This is a genomic window from Planococcus antarcticus DSM 14505, from assembly GCF_001687565.2.
GTDB lineage: Bacteria > Bacillota > Bacilli > Bacillales_A > Planococcaceae > Planococcus > Planococcus antarcticus.
The window spans coordinates 2,369,018-2,393,295 of the sequence record NZ_CP016534.2 but is presented as its reverse complement, the minus strand read 5'-3'; the positions used below and the strand labels follow the sequence as shown (position 1 = coordinate 2,393,295).

Sequence of the window (24,278 nt, the reverse complement as noted above, 5' to 3'; positions counted from 1 at the left end):
ATAAGGCAACTCAGCGAAGTGGCGTTCTTTGCCACACAGCTGAGTTGCCTTATGACCCAAAGAGTTAGGCGCTTGCAACTAGACAGCTGGAGTGACTTATGATCTCGAGGGTCTGATCGCTAAAGCTGGACACCAAGAAAAGCGGAAGCGCCCATCTAGACCCTTCTGCTAAACACCCATACTTAAACACCCATTGACGCACAATTGCTGTTATACTAAGCAGCTGTGCGTCAATTGTCTTTTTGCACAATAGCTAAAAAAAGGGTAAAATTAATAGAAGTACACAAAGAAAGGCAGATAAAAATGGCAATAAATAAAAAACCGAATTATCAAAAGCAGAGCGTCGTAAAAGAAAGCGCCAAAGCGGCATTTGAACAACTGCAAAAAGAGCTAAATGTTTCATTTAACAAGCCTGCATTGTTGTATCAAGCTTTTACACATTCATCTTATGTGAATGAGCATCGAAGAAAACAATTTACCGACAATGAACGTTTGGAATTTCTGGGGGACGCGGTATTGGAATTGTCTGTTTCGCATTACCTGTACATGAAATATCCTGAAATGAGTGAAGGTGAGTTGACGAAATTGCGTGCAGCAATTGTTTGTGAACCTTCGCTGGTTTTATTTGCCAATGAACTTGGTTTCGGCAAATACATCCTGTTGGGCAAAGGAGAAGAACTGACGGGCGGAAGAACACGACCAGCTCTATTGGCTGATGTGTTCGAATCCTATATCGGTGCTCTCTACCTCGACCAAGGCCTGGAGCCTGTTGTCACATTTTTGGAAATGGTGTTGTTTCCAAAAGTGGAAATCGGTGCTTTTTCGCATGTGATGGATTATAAGAGCCAATTGCAGGAATTGATCCAACAGAAAAACACTGGAGCATTGAATTATGAAATTATTGATGAAATTGGTCCGGCGCATAGCCGTGTATTTGTGACCCGTGTGACCCTTGCTGATAAGGAACTAGGAGTCGGCAATGGCCGTTCAAAAAAAGAGGCGGAACAGCAGGCAGCTCAGCTGGCAATCCGTAAATTGCAGGAAGCAGCGGAGGAGTAACAATGTTTTTGAAAAGATTGGAAGTCATGGGGTTCAAATCTTTTGCCGATCGAATCGGCATTGACTTTGTGCCTGGAGTAACAGCTGTTGTCGGACCAAACGGCAGCGGCAAAAGCAACGTCACCGATGCCATACGCTGGGTGCTTGGAGAACAATCAGCAAAATCACTGCGCGGTGCTAAAATGGAAGATGTTATTTTTGCCGGTAGTGATTCCAGGAAACCGCTTAATTTTGCGGAAGTCACAATAATTTTGGACAATACAGATGGCCGTGTCCCTCTTGATTACAGCGAAGTCAGCGTAACAAGAAGGGTTTTTCGCAGTGGCGAAAGCGCTTATTTATTGAACAAGCAAAATTGTCGGTTGAAGGACATTACAGATCTGTTTATGGATTCTGGGCTCGGTAAAGAAGCCTTTTCCATCATTTCGCAGGGGCGTGTGGATGAGATTCTGAATTCGAAAGCCGAAGAGCGCCGGTCGATTTTCGAAGAAGCTGCCGGTGTCTTGAAATACAAACAGCGCAAGAAAAAAGCCGAAATAAAATTAAATGAAACCGATGAAAATCTGAACCGTGTGCTGGATATCCTTCACGAATTGGATGGCCGGATGGAGCCGCTTCAAATTCAGGCTTCCACAGCGCGGGATTATTTAGATATGAACGAACAGCTGAAAGATGCAGATATCGCTTTATTAGCATATGATGCAGAAAACTTGGAGAAAGAGCTGGATCAGCTGACCCTTGATGCTTTGGCTCATTCAGAAAAGGAACAGCAATTATCGGCAGAAATCAATAAGAAGGATCATGCAGTAGGCAGCATACGCAAGACTCTGGCTGGTTTGGACAATAAAATAGACCAAGCGCAGAATGCTCTGGTGGAAGCCAGTGCCGAGACAGAGAAATGGCAGGGGCGCAAATTGCTGATGTCTGAGAAAAAGAGTAATGCTCACCGCCAAGCACAGCAGCTGCAGGATAATCTCGATGCAGAACAGCTTGAAAACAATTTTTTGAAGAAAAAGCACAGCGAGCAGCTTGCTTTGCTGGAAGAACGTAAAGCTGAGCAGCAGACGATTCGGACAGACATTAAAAAACTGGAAGAGCAACTCAACCGGACACCAGCCGATATCGAAAATGAAATCGAAAACTGCAAGTCGGTTTATATCGATTTGATGAACGAGCAGGCGACGGTCAAAAATGAACTGAAGAATATTGACTTGCAAGCACTGCAATTGTCGGAGTCAACTGGGCGCATTGCGTCGCAGCGGACAGATTTCACAGAAGAATTGTTGAAGCTGGAAAAGGAAAAAGTGCAGGCGGAAAAGAATGTTCGGGAAATTCGTATACTGCTGGACGACAAGCGCCAGCAGTATAAAGACAACGAATCATCCTACCAGCTGCAAAAACAGGCTTTCGACCAGAAACAATCCATGCTGTTTCAGGCGTACCAGTCGCAAAAGCAATTGGCAGCGCGCGTCGACACTTTGCAGGAACTGGAAGCTGATTTTTCAGGGTTTTTCCAAGGTGTTCGTGACGTATTGATGGCGCGTGAAACAGGTCAATTAGCAGGAATTAGAGGAGCAGTAGCTGAAATTGCAAAGGTGGAGAAAAATTACACAAAAGCGATAGAAACGGCTTTAGGTGCTTCTAGCCAGCACATCGTAACGGAGAATGAACAGCATGCCCGGGAAGCAATCGATTTTCTGCGCAAAAAAAGAGCCGGCCGTTCTACTTTTCTGCCGATGACTGTCATGAAGTCAAGGAAAATTCCGGAGCATACTTTGGCCACCTTGAGTCAGCACCCCTCCTATATCAATATGGCTTTTGAACTGGTCAATTACGACCCTCAATATGCGATGATCATAGAAAATCTGCTTGGCAACGTCATTGTCGCTGAGGATCTGAAAGGCGCGACGTCGATCGCTAAAGCAACAGGAAACCGATTCCGTGTCGTAACGCTTGAAGGTGATATCGTCAATGCAGGTGGGTCGATGACCGGTGGCGCCAATAAAACGCAAGCTTCTTTCTTTTCACGAAAAGCTGAACTTGAACAATTGCTTGTTCAAGCGGAAGAGTTAAAAGATACAATCCTAAATGCTGAAAAAACAGTTCAGAAAGAACAAGTAGATGTCAAAGCAACTGGAGAATCCATCCAGACCCTGTGGACCGAAGGTGAAAAATACCGGGGTATGGAAGCAGAAAACTCCATTATCCTTCGTGAAATCGAAGCGGTGTTAAAGACCACTTCAGAGCGTTTCCAGCTTTTCGAAGCCGAACAGAAGAACAAGGCATATGATTTAACGGCAATCACCGGGAGGAAAGAAACGGCCTCTACACGGCTTGAAAGCATCGTTGAGGAATTGCGTGCCATTACGGTGAAAATCGACGAACTGACCTTATTCAAGCAGCAAAACGAATCGGCCCGTGATCAGGTCTTGGAGAAGTTGGCGGAACAGAAGTCTCAGTATGCCGTCACAAAAGAACGCGTTATTCAATTGACTGCCAGTGAAGACGAACTTTTCGAACGCTTGGAGAAAAGCAATCGCAAGCTGCAGGAGCATCAAAAAGAATTGCAGTGGATTCAATCAGAGGAAGCAGCGAAAGTCTATTCAGACGAGGAAATTCTTCAGGAAATCCAGTCCTGGTCAACGAAAAAAGTGCAAATGTTGCAAACAGTCGACCAAACCAAAGAACAACGTGCAGAGCAGCAGGCCGGTTTGAATGGTCTGGAAGAAGACCTAAAAGAGCAGCAGCGCATCTATAAAGGGTATGTTGAAGCGATTCGGATCTGCGAAGTCAAAACGACGCGTTTGGAAGTCCAAATCCAAAGCTTAATCACACAGCTCGAAACCAACTACCAGTTGACACTCGAACAGGCCAAGCAGTTTGATATGGTCGACGAGGAAGCGGCCGTCCGTAGAAAAGTCAAGTTGCTGAAGCAGTCTATCGAGGAATTGGGACCAGTACACATCGGAGCTATCGAGGAGTTCGATCATGTCTCCGATCGCCATGGCTTTTTAACAGAGCAACGCAATGATTTGAACGAAGCAAAAGAAACATTGCGGACATTGATCCGGGAAATGGATGGAGAAATGACCAGCCGTTTCGATGACACCTTTCATGCCATCCGTACGCAATTCCAGCGTGTTTTCAAAGAACTGTTTGGCGGAGGCTCTGCTGACCTAGTGTTGACCGATCCACAGGATATGCTGCGGACTGGTGTGGAAATTATCGCCCAGCCGCCTGGTAAAAAGCTGCAGAACTTGAGTCTTTTGTCAGGAGGAGAACGCGCACTAACCGCTATTGCTTTATTGTTCGCGATTCTGAATGTGCGCCCTGTGCCTTTCTGTGTACTTGACGAAGTCGAGGCGGCGCTTGATGAATCGAATGTCGTACGTTACAGTCAATACCTGAAGAAGTTCAGTGAAGATACCCAATTTATCGTCATCACGCACCGCAAAGGAACGATGGAAGGCGCGGATGTCCTGTACGGAATTACCATGCAGGAGTCAGGGATTTCAAAATTGGTCTCGGTCAAACTGGAAGAAAAAATGTAAAAGAGGAGTGGTCACGTGAGTTTCTTTAAAAAATTAAAAGATAAATTTGCCGGAAACGCCGAGGCTGAAGAATCAACTGAAAAATACAAAGAGGGATTAACCAAAACTCGTACCGGTTTTACGTCTAAGATTAACGATTTGGTGGCGAAATATCGCAAAGTTGACGAAGACTTTTTCGAAGAATTGGAAGAAATCCTGTTGCAGGCGGATGTCGGCTTTGAAACTGTCATTGAATTGATGGATGAATTACGCTTTGAGGTTCAGCGGAAAAATGTCAAGGACACTTCCAACGTCCAATCTGTCATTTCAGAAAAACTGGTGGATATATATCAGGCAGGCGAAGCAGAAATGAATGAAATCAATTTTGTTGACGGATTGACAGTTATTTTAATGGTCGGCGTTAATGGTGTCGGCAAAACAACGACCATCGGAAAATTGGCTCACCGCTTCAAGAACGAAGGGAAAACCGTTATGCTAGCTGCCGGTGATACATTCCGCGCAGGTGCAATCGAACAATTGGATGTCTGGGGCAAGCGCGTCGGTGTTGACGTCATCAAGCAAAGCGAAGGTTCTGATCCAGCGGCAGTCATGTACGACGCTGTGCGTTCAGCTAAATCCCGTGGAGTAGACGTGCTAATCTGTGATACGGCAGGACGTCTGCAAAACAAAGTCAATTTGATGAATGAACTGCAGAAAGTTCACCGCGTTATTTCACGTGAAATTCCAGGAGCGCCTCACGAAGTGTTATTGGCTCTTGATGCCACAACTGGTCAAAATGCCATGCTTCAGGCACAGACTTTTAAAGAAGTTACGGATGTTACAGGTATTGTTCTAACGAAACTTGATGGGACGGCGAAAGGCGGAATCGTTTTAGCCATCCGAAATAAGCTGAAGATTCCTGTTAAATATGTGGGATTAGGTGAAAAATTGGATGATTTGCAGCCTTTCGACGCGCAAAAATACGTCTATGGTTTATTTGCAGAAGGATTGGACAAAGAACAGCAACTAGAAGATGCTGAGGTAGACAAGTAAAATTACTTGACAGCTTTATCAATTTTCAGTAATCTAAGCAATAGAATGAGCGGGGTGAGCATCGATGATGGGACTAGAAAAAACAACACGAATGAACTATTTGTTCGATTTCTATCAGGAGCTACTGACACCTAAGCAGCGGAGCTACATGATGCTGTATTATTTAGATGACCATTCACTAGGTGAAATTGCCGAAGAATACAACATCACCCGCCAGGCAGTTTATGACAATATCCGTCGGACGGAAGCGATGCTAGAAGAATATGAACGCAAATTGCAGCTTTTTGAGAAATTTCAGAAACGGCAGCAACTGGTTTCGTCATTTGAAAAACAGCCATTCACAGAAGAGCGCGTCCAGCAATTTTTGGGCGAACTGAAGGAATGGGACTAGGAGGCGGAAAGAATGGCATTTGAAGGATTGTCCGAACGCCTGCAAGGCACTATGACAAAGATCAAGGGCAAAGGGAAAATCAATGAAGCAGACGTTAAGGAAATGATGCGCGAAGTTCGGTTCGCCTTAATCGAAGCGGATGTCAACTTAAAAGTCGTCAAGGAATTCGTTAAGAAAGTCAGCGAACGGGCAATCGGCCAGGATGTTATGGATAGTCTGACACCGGGCCAACAGGTCGTTAAAATCGTCAAAGATGAGCTGACTGAATTGATGGGCGGCGAAGAAAGAAAAATAGAGTTTTCAACAAAGCAGCCGACTGTTATCATGATGGTCGGTCTGCAAGGCGCTGGTAAAACGACCACTTCTGGGAAACTTGCCAACCTGTTGCGCAGAAAACATAACCGCAAGCCGTTATTGGTAGCGGCCGATGTGTATCGTCCGGCAGCTATCCAGCAGCTTGAAACAATTGGCAAGCAGCTGTCCCTGCCGGTTTTTTCCAAAGGAACAGATATGTCTCCAGTGGAAATTGCACGCCAGGCGATTGAGCATGCAAAAACCGAGCATTTGGATACGGTTATCATCGATACGGCAGGTCGCTTGCACGTTGATGAAGCCTTGATGCAGGAATTGAAGGATATTCGAGCTCTCAAAGAGCCAGATGAGATCTTCCTTGTGGTTGATTCCATGACCGGTCAGGATGCTGTCAACGTAGCTCAGAACTTCGATGAAGCAATCGGCATCACAGGCGTCGTGCTGACGAAGCTTGATGGCGATACGCGAGGTGGTGCGGCACTGTCCATCCGAACGGTCACCCAAAAACCGATTAAATTTGTCGGGATGGGCGAAAAGCTAGATGCACTTGAAGCTTTTCACCCAGAGCGCATGGCGTCAAGAATCCTTGGCATGGGTGATATGCTCTCGTTGATCGAAAAAGCGCAATCAAATGTTGATGAAGAAAAAGCGAAAGAACTAGAAGAGAAGTTCAGAACCTCATCTTTTACTTTCGATGACTTTCTTGAACAGATGACGCAGGTCAAACAGATGGGACCACTGGATGAAATTCTGAAAATGCTCCCAGGTGCTAATAAAATTAAAGGTCTTGAAAACGCAAAAGTAGATGAGGGGCAAATGGATCGCGTAGAAGCCATCATCTATTCCATGACAAAAAAAGAGAAAACTACGCCTGAAATCATCAATGCGAACCGAAAAAAACGGATTGCCAAAGGTTCAGGAACAACCATTCAAGATGTTAACCGACTCTTGAAACAGTTTGAAGACATGAAGAAAATGATGAAGCAAATGACTGGCATGAACACAAAAAAAGGCAAAAAGAAAATGGGAATGCCAGGCCTAGACTCACTTTTTAAGTAAAATTTTAAGGTGTTAAGAAAAAATACTTTACAAACTATTTAAAGCTTGCTAATATAATATCTTGTGTGAAACTATTCGGAGGTGCTTTAAGAAATGGCAGTAAAAATTCGCTTGAAACGTATGGGAGCTAAAAAATCTCCTTTTTACCGTATTGTAGTAGCTGACTCACGTGCTCCACGCGACGGCCGTCAAATCCAGACAGTAGGTACTTACAACCCACTGACAGTTCCAGCTGAAGTTAAAATCGACGAAGATCTAGTGTTGAAATGGCTTCATGATGGTGCAAAACCATCTGACACAGTACGCAACTTGTTTTCTCAAAAAGGCATTATGGAGAAATTCCATAACGAAAAACTAAACAAGTAAGGGAGATTTTCTTATGAAGCAGCTGATTGAGACCATTGTGAAACCGTTGGTTGATTATCCGGAAGAAGTTCGTGTCGATATCGACGAAAACGCAAGCCGAATTGTCTACAAGCTTTCTGTGCATCCTGAGGATACAGGGAAAGTAATCGGGAAACAGGGACGTGTAGCGAAAGCTGTCCGTTCAATTGTGTACTCAGCAGCAGGCAGTTATCATAAGAAGAAAACTTACCTCGATATTGTGGATTAAGAAGAAAGAAGGAGCCCAGGTTCCTTCTTTTTTTTTCAGAAAAATAGCAGTGGAAGGATGTTAGCTTGTGCAATGGTTTAATGTAGGGAAAATTGTCAACACCCACGGAATCCGCGGTGAAGTGCGCGTCTTGTCGCGTACCGACTTTCCGGATGAACGATTTGCGGTAGGTACGAAGCTTGGCCTTTTCACACCGGATGCAAAAAAGCCGGTCATGGTAAAAATCGCCAGCCATCGCCAGCATAAGAATTTTGAATTGGTGACTTTTGAAGGCTACCCGAACATTAATGATGTGGAACCACTCAAAGAGTCTTATCTGAAGATTGCAGAACATGACTTGACGGAACTAGAGGATAACGCGTTTTACCACCATGAAATTCTTGGATGTAGAGTCTTTTCGACTGAAGGTCAGGAACTCGGGACGATCAGTGAAATTTTGGAGACTGGAGCAAACGATGTCTGGGAAGTTACGCCGAAAACTGGAAAAAAGCATTACATCCCGTATATCGAAGATATTGTCAAAGAAATTGATATCGATGAAAAGAAAGTGATTATCGAAGTGATGGAAGGTTTGTTGTCTTGATGAACATAAATGTCCTATCGCTGTTTCCACCCATGTTTGAAGGTGTATTTCAGCATTCGATTATGAAAAAAGCTCAGGAAAAAGATGCCGTCAGTCTTAATGTCGTGGATATCCGTGAATTCGCGGACAATAAGCGGCAGGTGGATGATTATCCATTTGGCGGAGGCGCCGGAATGGTGCTAAAGCCGGAACCAATTTTCAATGCCGTAGAAAGCTTGATGCAAAACAGTAAGCCGCGCATCATCTTAATGTGTCCTCAAGGCGAGCGTTTTACGCAGCAAAAAGCGGAAGAGCTGGCAGCTGAGCAGGAATTGGTGTTTATCTGTGGCCATTATGAAGGCTATGATGAACGGATACGCGAGCACTTGGTGACAGATGAGATCTCCATTGGCGATTTTGTGTTGACCGGCGGAGAGCTGGCAGCGATGACGGTCATTGACAGTGTCGTCAGGCTGCTTCCAGGGGTGCTTGGCAACGCCGACTCGCCGGTTCGTGACTCATTCTCAACAGGACTCCTAGAACACCCACAATACACGCGTCCAGCTGATTTCAGGGGCTGGAAAGTTCCGGACGTCTTGACTTCCGGCAATCACGGGAAAGTTGACCAATGGCGCGAAGAACAGACCTTGAAACGTACGCTTGAGCGTCGGCCGGATCTGCTTGATAAAATCGACTTGAACGACAACCAGAAAAAAACAATTGATCAATTGAAAGAACAACAATAGAATTCAGGTTGCCCTTGCACGCACAACTGATCAATGGTATTATGGATACTGTACTTTTATGTGAAGTACAGGATCACGATGTTCCGCTGCAACAGTTTATTTGGGTGTAAGAGCATCTGTAGAAGGAGAGAAAAGATAATGCAAAACATTATTACAGAAATCACTAAAGAACAGCTTCGTACGGATCTTCCAACGTTCCGTCCTGGAGACACTGTCCGCGTCCACGTTAAAGTTGTCGAGGGCACGCGCGAACGTGTTCAGGTATACGAAGGAGTCGTTATCAGCCGTCGCGGAGGCGGAATCAGTGAATCATTCACTGTTCGCAAAATTTCTTACGGTGTTGGTGTTGAACGTACATTCCCTGTACACACGCCAAAAATTGCACAGCTTGAAGTTACTCGTCGTGGTAAAGTACGTCGTGCGAAATTGTATTACTTGCGTGACCTACGCGGTAAAGCAGCTCGTATCAAAGAAATTCGATAAGATTGCATCAATGAAAGAGGGCGCTTGCGCCCTCTTTCTTTTTGCTAAAAACTTTGATTCCTTGTACAATTAAGCTAGTAAGCATGGGGAGGAACACGCGTGGAAACTGAAGTGAAGAAGAAGAATGAAATGTGGGAATGGTCCAAAGCTTTGTTGATCGCCTTCGGTTTGGCAGCAATTATCCGTTTCTTTTTATTCACACCGATTGTCGTAGATGGAGAGTCAATGATGCCGACACTGGAGCATGGAGACCGAATGATCGTCAACAAAATCGGCTATTCAGTTGGGGAGCCCGACCGTTTTGACATCATCGTTTTTCATGCGCCGGAGGAAAAAGATTATATTAAGCGCATAATTGGTTTGCCAGGTGATTACGTAGCCTATGAAGACGACCAGTTATATATAAATGGAGAAGCAGTAGAAGAGCCTTATCTGGATATTTATAAGCAAGGAATCACCGGTACGCTGACAGAAGATTTTGTTTTGGAAGATGTTACCGGCGAAAGCATTATACCCGAAGGCTCTATGTTTGTAATGGGTGATAATCGCCGTGCAAGCAAAGACAGCCGCCATATCGGGTTGGTCTCGACCGAGGAAGTAATCGGGGACACAAGTTTCGTTTTTTGGCCTTTGCCTGAAGCGGGAATTGTAAAATAAGGAGTGGTTTTATGACGATACAATGGTTTCCTGGACACATGGCGAAAGCGCGAAGACAAGTTACCGAAAAGCTGAAATTGGTGGATATTATTTTTGAACTTGTTGACGCCAGGCTACCTTTATCCTCACGAAATCCGATGATCGATCAAGTGATTCAGCAAAAACCGCGTCTCATTATTTTAAATAAAATGGACATGGCAGATGAAGGTGAAACGAAAAAGTGGATTCGTTATTTTGAAGATCAAGGTAGCCGAGCAGTAGCCATAAATTCGCTTGAAGGCAGAGGGCTGCAGCTGGTGACGAAAGCATCAAAAGAAATACTAGAAGATAAATGGGACCGGATGATTGCCAAAGGCATCAAACCCCGTGCCATTCGCGCCATGATAGTCGGAATCCCGAACGTTGGGAAATCAACGCTTATCAACCGCTTATCGAAAAAGAGCTTGGCCAAAACTGGAAATATGCCAGGTGTCACAAAGGCGCAGCAATGGATCAAAGTCGGAAAAGAAATTGAGCTATTGGATACACCAGGTATTTTATGGCCGAAGTTTGAAGACCCGGAAACTGGATTAAAATTAGCCGTCACGGGAGCAATTAAAGATTCGGTCATTCAAATGCAAGAGCTCGCCATTTATTCCCTGAAGTTTTTGGAAGAGCGCTACCCAGAACGTATGATGGAGAGATACGGTATTGACCATGTTGACGAAGAAATCGTCAATACTTTCGATCATATCGGCAAAAAGCGTCGTTGTTTTGACCAGCATGGCGAAATCGACTATGAAACAACTGCTGAAGTGATTGTTCGGGATATTCGGAACCAGCATCTGGGTAAAGTGACGTTTGATTACAGAGACGAAATGATTGAAGAAGAAGAGGGGTGAAGGTCCCCCTATCAGATAACCAGCTGTTCCTCGATTTCGGGGAATGGCTTTTTTGATATGATGGAAAGCGAATCAACCCGTTATCAACCTCTCTGATTCCAGTAAAGACTACTGCGCCAATTGGAGAGTCCTGTTAATAAAATCATTGCTGATACATAGCACCGCAATAGACAATCCTTTTTTAAAAGAAATCAGTAAAGAAAGAAGTTGAAGAAATGCAAACGACAACTGAAATAAAAGAGAAATTGAATGGAGTAACGGAATGGCAGCCGTGGATGGATGAGCTCACAGATGATTCGCGAAAAAGTGTTCAAGTTTTATTGGCATCTTGGCAACGAAAACAAGTGCAGCGGAAAAAGTTGCTAGAAAATCACAACTTAAAACTGCAATTCGACGATCTGTACAGAAAGTTGAATTCCGATTTTGTGGCAGGAATTGACGAAGCAGGCAGAGGGCCGCTCGCGGGTCCTGTCGTTACCGCCGCAGTAATCCTACCAGAAGATTGTTCTAGTCTAATCGGATTGGACGATTCCAAGCAATTAAGTAGAGCTAAACGTGATCAGTTTGCAGAAATTATCAAGAGAATTGCTGTCAGCTATGCAGTCCATGTCCAGCCGCCCGAGGAAATTGATCGGATTAATATCTATCAGGCGACAAGAAGCTCCATGACCGAAGCGGCTCTGGCGCTGTCTCCGAAGCCGGTTGTCGTGCTGGCTGATGCCATGATGCTGGAGCTGCCAATGCCATGTCAGTCCATCATTAAAGGCGATGCTAAGAGCTTGAGTATTGCGGCGGCTTCTATTTTAGCTAAGACGGGAAGAGATGCCCTTATGGCTGACTACGCAGTTCAATATCCACAATATGGTTTTGAGAAGCACGCTGGTTATGGAACGAAAGAACATGTCGCGGCACTTGGAAAGCACGGACCTTGTAAAATTCACCGAACGACGTTCGAACCAATCAAATCTATTTTGACGAAAAATTCACTGTTTTAAACGGATGAAGTTTTGTCGGAACAGCTAACAACGGTGGACATTTTATGACAACTTTAATACAATGGTAAAGGTAATAAAATTACGATAGAGATGTTTGATTGGAGGATGACAGATGAATATCCATGAATATCAAGGAAAAGAACTCCTCAGACAATACGGCGTAGCAGTTTCTTACGGCACAGTTGCTTTTTCTCCGGAAGAAGCAGTAAAGGCAGCTAAAGAACTGAGTACGGATATTGTCGTGGTAAAAGCACAAATCCACGCAGGTGGACGAGGCAAAGCTGGCGGTGTTAAAATCGCTAAAAACCTGGATGAAGTCCGTACATACGCAAAAGAACTTTTAGGTAAAGTTCTTGTGACTCATCAGACAGGCCCAGAAGGCAAAGAAATTAAACGTCTTTTAATCGAAGAAGGATCTGACATTAAGAAAGAATACTATGTTGGATTGGTGCTTGATCGCCAAACTTCACGTGTCACTCTTATGGGTTCTGAAGAAGGCGGAGTCGATATCGAGGAAGTTTCTGAGAATACTCCTGAAAAAATCTTCAAAGAAATTATCGATCCAGTGATCGGTTTGACCGGTTTTCAGGCACGCCGCATGGCTTTCAACATGAACATTCCGCCGAAGCTTGTCAACAAAGCAGCGAAATTCATGCTTGGCCTATACACTGTATTCATCGAAAAAGATGCGTCAATCGTTGAAATCAACCCGTTAGTTGAAACTGGCGACGGCAATATTTTAGCACTTGATGCGAAATTCGATTTCGATGAAAACGCTCTTTACCGCCACAAAGACATTGTGGAACTTCGTGATTTCGACGAAGAGGATGCAAAAGAAATTGAAGCTTCCAAGTATGACTTGAGCTATATTTCTTTGGATGGGAACATCGGCTGTATGGTTAACGGCGCCGGACTTGCTATGGCAACAATGGATACGATCAACTACTACGGCGGAACACCCGCTAACTTCCTTGACGTTGGGGGCGGTGCGACCGCTGAAAAAGTAACGGAAGCTTTCAAAATCATTCTTTCTGATAAGAATGTAAAAGGAATTTTCGTTAACATTTTCGGCGGTATCATGAAGTGTGACATCATTGCGGAAGGCGTCATCCAAGCTGCGAAAGAAGTAAGCTTAGATGTACCGCTTGTAGTCCGTCTTGAAGGAACAAATGTAGAAATCGGTAAAAAACTGCTTAATGAATCAGGTCTTAATATCGTAGCTGCTGGAACAATGGCAGATGGCGCTAAACAGATCGTAGAACTTGTAGGCTAAAGAAGGGCAGGGACAAAAATGAGTGTATACATTAACAAAGACACAAAAGTGCTTGTACAAGGAATTACAGGGTCAACTGCCCTTTTCCATACAAAGCAAATGCTTGAATACGGAACGAAAATCGTTGCGGGTGTAACACCAGGTAAAGGCGGAACTGAAGCTGAAGGCGTACCTGTCTTCAATACTGTAGAAGATGCAGTTAAAGCTACAGGGGCGAATGTATCTGTAATTTACGTACCGGCACCTTTTGCGGCAGACGCAATTCTTGAAGCTGTTGAAGCTGAGCTTGATATGGCAATTTGTATCACTGAGCATATTCCAGTTTTGGATATGGTCAAAGTGAAGCGTTACATGGAAGGCAAGAAAACACGTCTTGTTGGACCAAACTGCCCGGGCGTAATTACTCCGGACGAATGTAAAATCGGCATCATGCCTGGATACATTCACAAGAAAGGACACGTTGGCGTTGTTTCACGTTCAGGTACATTGACGTATGAAGCAACTCACCAATTGTCTGAAGAGGGAATTGGCCAGTCGACAGCTGTCGGCATCGGTGGAGACCCAGTTAACGGCACGAACTTTATCGACGTGTTGAAAGAATTCAACGAAGATGAAGATACTTACGCAGTCGTTATGATCGGTGAAATCGGCGGAACAGCTGAAGAAGAAGCTGCTGAGTGGGTTAAAGCGAACATGACAAAACCTGTAGTAGGATTTATTGGCGGACAAACTGCACCTGAAGGAAAACGTATGGGCCACGCCGGTGCGATTATTTCTGGCGGTAAAGGAACGGCTGCTGATAAAATCAAAGCAATGAATGAAGCTGGAATCGAAGTTGCAGACACTCCATCTGTTATCGGAGAAACTTTGATCCAAGTTATTAGAGAAAAAGGGTTATACGATAAATGTAAAACTCATTAATACAAAATCAAGGCTCAAAACGTTGATAATGCGACGTTTTGAGCCTTTTTTCAATGTTTTCCTTGCTCGTATTTCAGCGCCGAAATTGGACCTCAGAAATTCTTTGTTAGCTTTGTCGGTTTAATCTACGGGAAATCCTTGTAAGCAAAAGCCGTTGGGTATATTTTAGCATTGATAAAAGTGTAACAACATTGAAAATTGTAGTTAAAAGGATAAGGGCTCCGACAGAAATTGTGAAACAGGTTAAAAGAGTTGTTTATAAGGTATGGTCAAAGTCTAGCTGCTTTAGGGATTTAAAAATGTACGAATTGTGGCAATGTATTGCAGGTTTACTACTAGGGTAAAACCAATTAGTATGGAGATAGGCTGCAACCTAGTTGCTGCACCTGATTTTTAACTAAAAATAGAACAGGAGGAACAAAATGAACAAAGAATTCACGGAGCGTTTATTAGCGTTGCACTACGTCTATCCCAAAAGCTTACAGAAATTACTGCCGTTGCTGGCAGAAGACCACGATCTGTCAAAACTTGAAAAGAAATCACCGAATGAGTTGATGTGGCTCTTGAATGTGAAGATCGAGCAGGCAGTCAAACTGAAAGCTTCTTATCTACAATCTCTAACATTCCCCTTAAGTGAAACCTACGAGAAATATAAGATACTCCCCATATCTTATCAGCATCCCCTCTACCCTGAGAGCCTGCTAGAACTGATTGATCCACCCGCTGTTCTTTATGCCAAAGGAGACCACACACTATTGGCAGAACCCAAAAAGATTGCCATTATCGGTTCACGAAAAGCCTCATCCTATACACAAAAGGCTCTGCAAAAAATCGTTCCACCGCTAGTTGAAAATGGTTTTGTCATTGTCAGTGGACTGGCAAGAGGAGCGGATGCCATGGCACATCAAAAAACGATTGAAATGGGCGGCCGGACAATTGCTGTCACAGGCAGTGGTTTTCTCCATCCCTACCCGAAAGAAAATGCTGTATTAAATAATATAATAGAAGAAAAACATTTAGTTTTAACTGAATATCCTCCCTATATGGAGCCACGGAAATGGAATTTTCCGATGAGAAATCGCATTATCAGTGGTTTGTCTAAAGGAATTATCGTGACTGAAGCTCAAGTCAAAAGTGGTACTTTGAGTACAATTGAACATGCGCTGGACCATGGAAAAGATATTTTCGCGATTCCAGGTGATATTGGATCGCCTTTATCCGAAGGGCCGCATAAATTAATTTCAGAAGGGGCAAAACCGGTCTGGAATGGCTGGCAGGTACTAGAAGAATACCAGCAAATGACAGCTGAAAAAGAATGAAAAAAACGAAAAGCCTTGCATTAAGCCAAAATCTGTTATACATTTTGCAACAGGTAATTCTTTTAAGTATTTTTGAGAAGCCTCTATGAGGAGGAAATGGTTATGGCGGATTTTTTAGTGATTGTTGAGTCGCCTGCAAAGGCTAAGACAATCGAACGATATTTGGGTAAGAAATATAAAGTCCGTGCTTCACTTGGACATTTGCGCGATTTGCCCCGGAGTCAAATGGGTGTAGACGTGGAAAACAATTATGAACCTCGTTATATTACGATAAGAGGTAAAGGACCAATATTACAAGATCTTAAAAAAGAAGCAAAAAAAGCGAAGAAAGTCTTTCTCGCGGCTGACCCCGACAGAGAAGGAGAAGCAATTGCATGGCATTTGGCTACGGCACTCGGCATTGACCAAACTTCGGATTGCCGTGTCGTTTTTAATGAAATCACCAAAGACGCCATTAAAGAGTCATTTAAACATCCACGCAAAATCGATATGGACTTGGTCGATGCACAACAGGCACGACGGATTTTAGATCGCCTCGTTGGCTATAGCATTAGTCCTTTGCTTTGGAAAAAAGTTAAAAAGGGCTTATCAGCCGGACGCGTACAATCAGTGGCACTCCGTTTAGTCATCGATCGGGAAAATGAAATCAAGAGTTTTGAACCTGAAGAATACTGGTCGATCACTGGAGAATTTGAAAAAGCCAAGAAGACATTCGAAGCACAATTTTATGGCAATACAAAAGAAAAAATGAAACTGCACAATGAAGCAGACGTTAAAGCAGTCATGTCTTCGATGACAGGCAAAGACTTTACAGTAAACCGTGTGGTGAAAAAAGAGAGAAAAAGAAATCCATCCCCTTCTTTTACAACTTCTTCACTCCAACAGGAAGCTGCCCGCAAATTAAATTACCGAGCTAAAAAGACAATGATGCTCGCGCAACAATTGTACGAAGGCATTTCGGTAGGGAAAGAAGGCATTACCGGTTTAATCACGTATATGCGAACAGACTCTACTCGAATCTCGGATACAGCGAAAAAAGATACAATCGACTTTATCGTGGAGAACTATGGTGAACAATATGTTACACAAAAAGTTGCTGCCAAGCAGTCAGCGAAATCACAGGATGCCCACGAAGCCGTGCGTCCGACAAGTGTTATGCGGACACCCGAATCGATGAAGAGTATTCTGTCACGAGACCTTTACCGACTGTACAAACTAATTTGGGATCGTTTCGTTGCTAGCCAGATGTCACCGGCAGTTTTGGATACGGTTATGGCTGAATTGCAGAACGGCGAAGCAGTGTTCCGCGCAAACGGTTCACAAGTTAAGTTCCCTGGTTTCATGAAGCTGTATATTGAAGGTACAGACGATCAAAAAGAAGAAAAAGATAATATTTTGCCAGAAATGGCTGAAGGTGACGTCGTGAAAGCGATTGAAGTTACGCCGAATCAGCATTTTACGCAGCCGCCTCCGCGTTTTACAGAGGCTCGTTTAGTACGGACACTAGAAGAGCTTGGAATAGGACGTCCGTCAACCTATGCGCCAACACTGGATACCATCCAGAAGCGCGGGTATGTGACGCTGGATGCTAAGCGTTTCATTCCAACCGAGTTGGGTGAAATCGTCCATCAGCTGGTACTCGAATTTTTCCCGGATATTCTGAATATCGAATTTACCGCGAAAATGGAACATGATTTGGATACCGTTGAAGAAGGTGAAATCGATTGGCGCTCCATTATCGACGCATTTTACGTTGAATTTGAGAAAAACGTCGAAGTGGCAGAAGAGGAAATGGAAAAAGTCCAGATTAAAGATGAGCCTGTAGGTGAAGATTGTGAGTTATGCGGTTCGCCGATGGTCTACAAACTGGGGCGTTACGGCAAATTCATGGCGTGCAGCAATTTTCCAGAATGCCGGAATACAAAAGCCATCGTCAAGCATATTGGCGTCAAATGCCCAACATGCAAAGAAGGCGAGATTGTTGAAAGAAAAAGCAAGAAGCGCCGGATTTTCTATGGCTGTGAACGCTATCCGGAATGTGAATTCGTATCATGGGACAAACCGATCGAACGTCCTTGTCCGAAATGCAACGAATTGCTGGTTGAGAAAAAAGTGAAAAAAGGCGTTCAGATCAATTGCACGAACTGTGATTATAAAGAAGAAGTTCAATAATATTATAGAGGTGTTCAAAATGGCGAAATATGTAAACGTAATTGGAGCAGGATTAGCTGGTAGTGAAGCAGCGTGGCAAATCGCAAAACGCGGAGTTAACGTCCGTCTATACGAAATGCGACCTGTCAAACAAACTGCAGCCCATCACACAGACAAATTTGCCGAGTTAGTCTGCAGTAATTCATTGCGCGCTAACTCTCTAACCAATGCGGTGGGAGTCATCAAAGAAGAAATGCGGAAATTGGATTCGGTGATTATCGATTCAGCTGACCGTGCATCTGTCCCGGCTGGTGGAGCACTTGCAGTGGATCGCCACGAATTTGCGGCGGCAGTTACTGACAAAGTAAAAAATCATCCATTAGTAGAAGTGATTAACGAAGAAGTGACGGAAATTCCGGAAGGCATTACGATCATCGCAACTGGACCGCTGACGTCACCAGCACTTGCTGAAAAGATCCGCAAATTGACTGGCGAGGAATACTTGTACTTTTACGACGCTGCAGCGCCAATCGTTGAAAAAGACAGCATCGATATGGATAAAGTATATTTGAAGTCTCGTTACGACAAAGGAGAAGCGGCTTATTTAAACTGTCCGATGACAGAAGAAGAGTTCAAGCGGTTCCATACCGCACTTGTCCAAGCGGAAGTCGTGCCATTAAAAGAATTTGAAAAAGAGATTTATTTTGAAGGCTGTATGCCGGTTGAAGTAATGGCAGCAAGAGGTGAAAAAACGTTAACGTTTGGGCCGATGAAACCGGTTGGGTTGGAAGATCCAAAAACAGGTGAACGGCCATATGCGGTGGTTCAACTTCGCCAAGACGACGCAGCTGGAACGCTTTACAACATTGTTGGATTCCAGACGCATTTAAAATGGGGACCTCAAAAAGAGGTATTGAAATTAATCCCTGGTTTAGAGAATGTGGAAATTGTGCGTTATGGTGTGATGCACCGTAACACGTTCATCAACTCACCACGCGTACTGAAACCGACGTATCAGCTGAAGGCGGATGCGAATATCTTCTTCGCAGGTCAAATGACTGGAGTCGAAGGGTACGTAGAATCTGCAGGAAGCGGGTTACTAGCAGGAATCAATGCAGCGAAATTAGCATTGGGCGAAGAATTGCTAGTTTTTCCAGCCGAAACGGCTTTGGGCAGCATGGCTCGTTACATTACAGAAGCGGACAGCAAGAATTTCCAGCCGATGAATGTCAATTTTGGCTTATTCCCGGATTTGGGTGAACGGATTCGCTCGAAACAAGAACGTGCAGAAAGACACGCAAACCGGGCACTTGATTCAATTCAAAATTATATGAATACAGTAACGGTTTAATTGATAAAAGCCTCTAAATGTTGGTATAATTTAGAGGCTTTTGTATTTGGTGAAAGGCGGAGCGTATATGGAGAAAGAAAAGATGCTTGAATCTTTTATGACCTATATTCAACTGGAGAAGAATTATTCTGAACACACCGTCCAGCATTATGCACATGATTTGGCGGATTTTTTTCTGTTTCTGAATGCAGAAGGCGTACCTGATATCAGAGAAGTCGAATATATACATGCTCGAAACTATGTGACAAAACTATACGATGCCAAATTATCGCGAACTACTGTTTCTAGGAAAATTTCTGCGATCCGCTCCTTTTTCCATTACGGTAATCGTGAGTTTGGATTGGATGAGGCCGCGTTCAGATCGCTGTATCATCCGAAAAAAGAAGAGCGATTGCCACAATTTTTCTATGAGGAGGAGCTGGCACAGCTTTTCAAGTCGGTTCTGGGGGAAGACAAACTATCGATTCGCAATACAGCGCTTCTGGAGTTGCTGTATGCGACAGGTATGCGTGTCAGTGAATGCGTCTCTATCCGCCTGGGTGACCTGGATCAGACAATACAGATTGTCAAAGTGATGGGAAAAGGGCGCAAAGAACGTTATATCCCATATGGTCAATTTGCACAGGACGCCCTGGAACATTATATAGAGAATGCGCGTCCCAAACTCATGAAGAACCAAAAACACGATTACTTGTTTGTAAATAGCCGGGGAGAGACCGTAACTGATCGAGGTGTTCGCCATATTTTAAGCGAATGCATGAAAAAGGCCTCTGTCAATTCTTCTATTTATCCGCATATGATCCGCCATACGTTTGCAACTCATCTAATAAATAATGGAGCCGATATTCGGACTGTCCAAGAATTGCTTGGGCATTCCCATTTAAGTTCCACACAGGTTTACACGCATGTCACCAAAGAACATTTACGGAATACTTATTTAAATTCACATCCGAGAGCTTAGAAAGGAGAATTTCAATATGCAAGAATTCCACGCAACCACGATATTCGCGGTTCAACATAACGGCAAATGCGCCATGTCAGGAGATGGACAGGTTACATTTGGCAACGCTGTGGTCATGAAGCATACAGCAAAAAAAGTACGTAAATTATACAACGGTCAGGTTTTGACTGGATTTGCAGGATCGGTTGCAGATGCTTTTACGCTGTTTGAAATGTTTGAAGGCAAGCTGACAGAGTATGACGGCAATCTTCAGCGCGCGGCAGTCGAACTGGCAAAACAATGGCGGGGAGACAAAATGCTTCGCCAATTAGAAGCCATGCTTATCATCATGAACAAAGATGAATTGCTGTTGGTGTCAGGCACCGGGGAAGTCATCGAACCTGATGATGGAATTCTGGCCATCGGTTCAGGCGGAAACTATGCATTGGCGGCAGGTCGTGCATTGAAAAAATATGCTGGAGATAATATGACTGCTACACAAATCGCACAATCTGCGCTGGAGACCGCAGCAGACATCTGTGTCTATACCAATCATCAAATCATAGTGGAGGAATTGTCCTAATGAAAAATCAATCTGATTTAACGCCGAGACAAATTACTGACCATCTGGACCGCTATATTGTCGGCCAAAAAGATGCGAAGCGTTCGATTGCCATCGCATTGCGCAACCGTTACCGCAGAAGTCGGCTGGATGAAGAGATGCGGGGCGAAGTTATCCCCAAAAACATTTTGATGATCGGACCTACTGGCGTTGGGAAAACTGAAATCGCACGCCGGATTGCTAAATTGACGGGGGCGCCTTTCATTAAAGTGGAAGCGACGAAGTTTACTGAAGTAGGCTATGTGGGCCGTGATGTTGAATCTATGGTGCGTGACTTAGTCGAAGCTGCTGTGCGGATCGTCAAGGAAGAAAAATTTGAAGCGGTCCAATTTCAGGCGGAATCAGCCGCTAATGAACGAATCGTGAAACTACTGGCACCGTCGATGCGTAAAAAACAAACGAACCAGAATCCGCTGGAGATGCTTTTTGGTCAGAAGCTTGAGCAAGAAGAGGAAGAACCTACTGCCGAAGTGGAAGTCCGTGTCAAAAGAAGAGAAATCACCGCTGACCTGAAGGCAGGTCAACTAGAGGACGAATGGATAACGGTTGAAGTGGTTGAAAATTCAAGTTCTATGTTTGATGCATTGCAAGGGTCGGGAATGGAACAGATGGGTGCAAACATGCAGGATGCGTTCTCATCACTGATGCCGAAGAAAAAGAAAAAACGCCGTTTGCAAGTGAAAGAAGCGCGGAGAATTTTAACAACTGAAGAAGCGGCTAAATTAGTGGATGATGAGGAAGTGGCGCTGGAAGCAATCGAACGTGCTGAACAGCATGGCATCATCTTTATCGATGAAATGGATAAAATAGCCAGCAAGAGCAGTTCTTCTTCCGCGGATGTTTCGCGAGAAGGTGTTCAGCGTGATATTTTGCCAATCGTTGAAGGTTCGACAGTTTCCACCAAATACGGAGCGGTCAAAACGGATTATGTATTGTTTGTTGCTGCCGGAGCTTTTCATATGTCGAAGCCATCGGATTTAATTCCGGAACTGCAGGGCCGTTTCCCGATTCGGGTCGAGCTGCAGAAGCTGGAAGTAGAGGATTTTGTTAAAATTCTAACAGAACCAAAACATTCTTTAATAAATCAATATAAAGCCCTTCTCGAAACAGAGGGAGTTATGGTACAATTCAATGATGCCTCAATAGTCAGACTTGCAGAAATTGCATATGAAGTAAATCAGGACACAGATAACATCGGCGCGCGCAGACTTCACACAATACTGGAGCGCCTGTTGGAAGATTTGTCTTTCGAAGCTTCTGAGATTTCACCTGCACAAATTGATATAACCCCTCAATATGTGAACGAAAAACTCGAGAATGTGGCGAAAAACAAAGACTTGTCACAATTTATTCTGTAAAATAAGGCAAATTAGTTCCATTAAAGAGTAAAAACCTTTAGAATATTGAATAAATACGGTACGAATTATGTAGGAGGTTCATTTAAATGAATTTATTAGGAAAAACAAGACGAATCAACTCTATGCTGGAAGCAGCCGGCGGTAAAAAAGTAAACTTTAAAGATATGGCTGAAACATTGAGCGAAGTGATTGAGTGCAACGCATTCGTCGTTAGCCGTAAAGGTAAAGTGTTGGGCTACGCAATCAATCAGCAAATTGAGAACGAACGTATGAAAGGGATGTTGGAAGATCGTCAATTTCCGATTGAATACACACAAAAACTTTCAAACATCACCGAAACGACAGAAAACTTGGACGTTAACAGTGAACATACAATCTTCCCTGTGGAAGAGCGTGAATTGTTCAAAAACGGCCTGACAACTATCGTACCAATCAACGGTGGCGGAGAACGTCTTGGGACATTGCTTCTTGGGCGCGTTGATGCAGAATTCCATGACGATGATTTAATCCTTGGCGAATACGGCGCAACTGTTGTAGGGATGGAAATCCTTCGCGAAAAAGGCGACCGCATCGAAGAGGAAGCACGCAGCAAAGCTGTTGTGCAAATGGCGATTTCTTCACTTTCTTATAGTGAGCTTGAAGCAATTGAACATATTTTCGAAGAACTTGACGGCAACGAAGGTTTGCTTGTCGCTTCTAAAATTGCTGACCGTGTTGGCATTACGCGTTCGGTTATCGTTAACGCACTTCGCAAGCTTGAAAGTGCTGGCGTTATCGAATCACGCTCTCTAGGAATGAAAGGGACATACATCAAAGTATTGAACACAAAATTCCTTGCAGAACTTGAACAATTGAAAATGAACTAATCAACTCTTAAAAGGTGCTGGGAAATTTCCCGGCACCTTTAGCTTGTTGAAAAAGTTTTGATACATTCATTTCGCTTCAGGCGGACGCATACGGGCTCGCAGGATGCGGGCCGAGCGGTAAGTTTCGAGAAACCACGGCTTGTTAGAAGTTTCTCGGCAGTCTGAAAAGGTGGCGGAATTATTCCGGCACCTTTTCAGACTGCCTTTTTCGTTTTATGAGAGAAACTTGTTGCGGTCTAAAGACTAAGCATGGTATAATTTCAAATGGTGTTAAATACACACGCATTTCGATTTGAGTCGTGGGTGCCCATCTGGGTAACGGTTCAGAGAAGAAAAATGCGGAGGGAAAAAATAACCTATCAGGAGGAAACAAATCATGGCAGTAATCTCAATGAAACAATTGTTAGAAGCTGGTGTTCACTTCGGTCACCAGACTCGTCGTTGGAACCCGAAAATGAAAAAATATATTTTCGTGGAACGTAACGGTATCTACATCATCGATCTTCAAAAAACAGTTCGCAAACTGGAAGAAGCTTATAGCTTCATGAAACAAGTTGGCGAAGAAGGCGGAAAAGTACTTTTCGTCGGTACAAAAAAACAAGCTCAAGACGCGATCAAAGAAGAAGCAGAGCGTTCTGGCAACTACTACATCAACCAACGTTGGTTGGGTGGAACACTTACTAACTTCGGTACAATCCAAAAACGTGTGAACCGTTTAAAACAAATCGAGCGCATGGAAGAAGATGGAACTTTCGAAGTTCTACCGAAAAAAGAAGTTGTTCAGTTGAAAAAACAACACGAACGCCTTGTCAAATTCCTTGGCGGTGTCCGTGACATGAATTCACTACCGGACGTAATGTTCGTAGTTGACCCACGTAAAGAACGTATTGCAGTTGCAGAAGCAATAAAATTGAACATTCCTATCGTTGGTATCGTTGATACGAACTGTGACCCGGATGAAATCGATTATGTTATTCCTGCAAACGACGATGCAATCCGTGCAGTTAAATTGTTAACTGGTAAAATGGCGGATGCTTTACTTGAGTCGAAACCGGAAGAAGATGAAGAAACTCAAGCTGAATCTGCTGAGTAATTCACGATTTGAACAGGTGATAAGCGGCCAACCCCTCTTATCA

Annotated in this window: 23 protein-coding genes; all 23 read left to right on the top strand. The window is 43.9% G+C overall.

Annotation, left to right across the window (positions count from 1 at the left end):
• Positions 1 to 303 precede the first annotated feature (303 nt).
• Positions 304 to 1,059, top strand: coding sequence for a ribonuclease III (rnc, locus tag BBH88_RS11985; RefSeq protein ID WP_065536757.1), 756 nt, complete (start codon positions 304 to 306; stop codon positions 1,057 to 1,059).
• Between the two features lie 2 nt (positions 1,060 to 1,061).
• On the top strand, positions 1,062 to 4,610 hold the full coding sequence (gene smc, locus BBH88_RS11980; RefSeq protein ID WP_065536758.1) for a chromosome segregation protein SMC: 3,549 nt from the start codon (positions 1,062 to 1,064) through the stop codon (positions 4,608 to 4,610).
• A gap of 15 nt (positions 4,611 to 4,625) precedes the next feature.
• The gene (gene ftsY / locus BBH88_RS19245) at positions 4,626 to 5,642 is read left to right on the top strand and encodes a signal recognition particle-docking protein FtsY (protein ID WP_006828275.1); all 1,017 of its coding nucleotides are present in this window, start codon (positions 4,626 to 4,628) and stop codon (positions 5,640 to 5,642) included.
• Positions 5,643 to 5,709: 67 nt separating this feature from the next.
• Positions 5,710 to 6,033: a putative DNA-binding protein gene (locus BBH88_RS11970; RefSeq protein WP_006828274.1), complete on the top strand. Its 324-nt coding sequence runs from the start codon at positions 5,710 to 5,712 to the stop codon at positions 6,031 to 6,033.
• Positions 6,034 to 6,045: 12 nt separating this feature from the next.
• On the top strand, positions 6,046 to 7,404 hold the full coding sequence (gene ffh / locus BBH88_RS11965) for a signal recognition particle protein (protein ID WP_006828273.1): 1,359 nt from the start codon (positions 6,046 to 6,048) through the stop codon (positions 7,402 to 7,404).
• A gap of 93 nt (positions 7,405 to 7,497) precedes the next feature.
• A complete protein-coding gene (gene rpsP, locus BBH88_RS11960) occupies positions 7,498 to 7,770 on the top strand; it encodes a 30S ribosomal protein S16 (RefSeq protein WP_006828272.1) in 273 nt (90 codons plus the stop codon).
• Between the two features lie 13 nt (positions 7,771 to 7,783).
• Complete coding sequence (locus tag BBH88_RS11955; RefSeq protein ID WP_006828271.1) at positions 7,784 to 8,017, top strand: KH domain-containing protein; 234 nt, start codon at positions 7,784 to 7,786, stop codon at positions 8,015 to 8,017.
• Between the two features lie 67 nt (positions 8,018 to 8,084).
• Positions 8,085 to 8,600, top strand: a complete 516-nt coding sequence (gene rimM, locus BBH88_RS11950) for a ribosome maturation factor RimM (protein WP_006828270.1) — start codon at positions 8,085 to 8,087, stop codon at positions 8,598 to 8,600.
• Entirely contained in the window at positions 8,600 to 9,325 is a 726-nt protein-coding gene (gene trmD, locus BBH88_RS11945; RefSeq protein WP_006828269.1) for a tRNA (guanosine(37)-N1)-methyltransferase TrmD, read from the top strand. Before rimM ends, trmD begins: the two co-directional genes overlap by 1 nt.
• 138 nt (positions 9,326 to 9,463) lie before the next feature.
• Positions 9,464 to 9,808, top strand: a complete 345-nt coding sequence (gene rplS, locus BBH88_RS11940; protein WP_006828268.1) for a 50S ribosomal protein L19 — start codon at positions 9,464 to 9,466, stop codon at positions 9,806 to 9,808.
• A gap of 99 nt (positions 9,809 to 9,907) precedes the next feature.
• A complete protein-coding gene (gene lepB, locus BBH88_RS11935) occupies positions 9,908 to 10,465 on the top strand; it encodes a signal peptidase I (RefSeq protein WP_006828267.1) in 558 nt (185 codons plus the stop codon).
• A gap of 11 nt (positions 10,466 to 10,476) precedes the next feature.
• On the top strand, positions 10,477 to 11,346 hold the full coding sequence (gene ylqF / locus BBH88_RS11930; RefSeq protein ID WP_065536759.1) for a ribosome biogenesis GTPase YlqF: 870 nt from the start codon (positions 10,477 to 10,479) through the stop codon (positions 11,344 to 11,346).
• Between the two features lie 215 nt (positions 11,347 to 11,561).
• Positions 11,562 to 12,341, top strand: coding sequence for a ribonuclease HII (locus BBH88_RS11925; RefSeq protein ID WP_006828265.1), 780 nt, complete (start codon positions 11,562 to 11,564; stop codon positions 12,339 to 12,341).
• Positions 12,342 to 12,453: 112 nt separating this feature from the next.
• Complete coding sequence (sucC, locus tag BBH88_RS11920) at positions 12,454 to 13,614, top strand: ADP-forming succinate--CoA ligase subunit beta (protein ID WP_006828264.1); 1,161 nt, start codon at positions 12,454 to 12,456, stop codon at positions 13,612 to 13,614.
• A gap of 18 nt (positions 13,615 to 13,632) precedes the next feature.
• Positions 13,633 to 14,535 (top strand): succinate--CoA ligase subunit alpha, encoded by a 903-nt coding sequence (gene sucD, locus BBH88_RS11915; RefSeq protein ID WP_006828263.1) that lies wholly within the window; start codon positions 13,633 to 13,635, stop codon positions 14,533 to 14,535.
• A gap of 422 nt (positions 14,536 to 14,957) precedes the next feature.
• Positions 14,958 to 15,854, top strand: coding sequence for a DNA-processing protein DprA (dprA, locus tag BBH88_RS11910; protein ID WP_006828262.1), 897 nt, complete (start codon positions 14,958 to 14,960; stop codon positions 15,852 to 15,854).
• A 102-nt stretch (positions 15,855 to 15,956) separates the two neighbouring features.
• Entirely contained in the window at positions 15,957 to 18,026 is a 2,070-nt protein-coding gene (gene topA / locus BBH88_RS11905) for a type I DNA topoisomerase (RefSeq protein ID WP_006828261.1), read from the top strand.
• Positions 18,027 to 18,045: 19 nt separating this feature from the next.
• Complete coding sequence (gene trmFO / locus BBH88_RS11900; protein ID WP_006828260.1) at positions 18,046 to 19,356, top strand: FADH(2)-oxidizing methylenetetrahydrofolate--tRNA-(uracil(54)-C(5))-methyltransferase TrmFO; 1,311 nt, start codon at positions 18,046 to 18,048, stop codon at positions 19,354 to 19,356.
• A gap of 67 nt (positions 19,357 to 19,423) precedes the next feature.
• A complete protein-coding gene (xerC, locus tag BBH88_RS11895; RefSeq protein WP_040851680.1) occupies positions 19,424 to 20,317 on the top strand; it encodes a tyrosine recombinase XerC in 894 nt (297 codons plus the stop codon).
• 16 nt (positions 20,318 to 20,333) lie between these two features.
• On the top strand, positions 20,334 to 20,879 hold the full coding sequence (hslV, locus tag BBH88_RS11890) for an ATP-dependent protease subunit HslV (RefSeq protein ID WP_065536760.1): 546 nt from the start codon (positions 20,334 to 20,336) through the stop codon (positions 20,877 to 20,879).
• Entirely contained in the window at positions 20,879 to 22,276 is a 1,398-nt protein-coding gene (gene hslU / locus BBH88_RS11885; RefSeq protein WP_006828257.1) for an ATP-dependent protease ATPase subunit HslU, read from the top strand. Before hslV ends, hslU begins: the two co-directional genes overlap by 1 nt.
• 86 nt (positions 22,277 to 22,362) lie before the next feature.
• Positions 22,363 to 23,142, top strand: coding sequence for a GTP-sensing pleiotropic transcriptional regulator CodY (codY, locus tag BBH88_RS11880; RefSeq protein WP_006828256.1), 780 nt, complete (start codon positions 22,363 to 22,365; stop codon positions 23,140 to 23,142).
• A 376-nt stretch (positions 23,143 to 23,518) separates the two neighbouring features.
• Positions 23,519 to 24,235, top strand: a complete 717-nt coding sequence (gene rpsB / locus BBH88_RS11875) for a 30S ribosomal protein S2 (protein ID WP_006828255.1) — start codon at positions 23,519 to 23,521, stop codon at positions 24,233 to 24,235.
• The last annotated feature ends 43 nt before the right edge of the window (positions 24,236 to 24,278 follow it).